The sequence below is a fragment of the Rhodococcus sp. P14 genome, from assembly GCF_000256505.1.
Taxonomy (GTDB): domain Bacteria; phylum Actinomycetota; class Actinomycetes; order Mycobacteriales; family Mycobacteriaceae; genus Rhodococcus; species Rhodococcus ruber.
The window spans coordinates 1-939 of sequence record NZ_AJFC01000026.1; the positions used below are offsets into that span (position 1 = coordinate 1).

1 protein-coding gene and 1 pseudogene are annotated in these 939 nt (G+C 62.7%); both read left to right on the forward strand.

What is annotated here, in order from left to right:
* On the forward strand, window positions 1-259 hold a 259-nt coding region (locus OEY_RS30350), incomplete at its 5' end, for a hypothetical protein (protein WP_010592280.1).
* Window positions 260-750: 491 nt separating this feature from the next.
* A pseudogene (locus OEY_RS27910) lies at window positions 751-939 on the forward strand (hypothetical protein); the annotation flags it as partial.

Genomic DNA, 939 nt, shown 5'->3' on the forward strand with positions numbered 1-939 from the left:
CGAGGTGCTGGACTGGAAAGCCGGCACGATGCGCGCTGCTGCTGCCGAACCGGCTGTGGTCGACGAGCAACGAGGCACACAGCGACAGGACGACCTCGCTTGGGACGAAGTTCACCTGCCGCTGTCCTCGAAGAACTGGCTGCCGAGCGAGGACCGATCGCCACTGCTCGCGGAGTGCGGCATCGGAGGGATCAAGGAAGTCACCGATGCCGTATGCGCCGCGTCGATTCACCGAAATCGAAACCTCCCCAACCTGTAGTTGCCCCCGATCATGCACCACGTTGATCTTGCGTGACTCCCGGATACCTCTCTGCGCCGAGAGGGCGAACCCGATCACCGGGCTCGTTCCACGTCCGTGTATTCGCGCAACGATCTGTTTGTCGTGTCGCGGATGCGGCACAGCTCCTCACCGTCACCGGCTCCGGTCCACCGGGTCGTCATCGTTGTAAAGGTCTGGAATGCAGACTCGGCGACCGTCGGCACCTCCACTGATTTCCATGAGTAACAAATGTGCCGAGGGCAAGCGATGTCAGAACGTCGACTTATAGTCGATCGACGCGAGCGGGTCGCTTCGACTCGCTTCATCCGCATCACCGCGCTCGAACTTGCATCCGGAGTTCGACGTGCCGTACCCCCGAGCGGGTGCGGCACGTCCATATCACCAGAAAGGCCGCTGTGACCGCATCGACGAACCCCGACTCTCAGCCACCGAATCAGGGTGAGTTGATCGCAATTGTCGAACATGAGGGCATGCTCGTAGCTGGGGACGAGAACGCCGTCGAGGCGTTCCTGACCAAGCTGCGATTCAACACCGAAGGTGCACTCGACGTGGTCGGCGGCGACGCACAATCGGTGACCGGCGCAGCAGCCCTGGCCTCGGGTCTCGCGGCGATCGGCGCGCAGCACGGTACCTTCGTCCGCCTCGACCCCAAGAGCGTC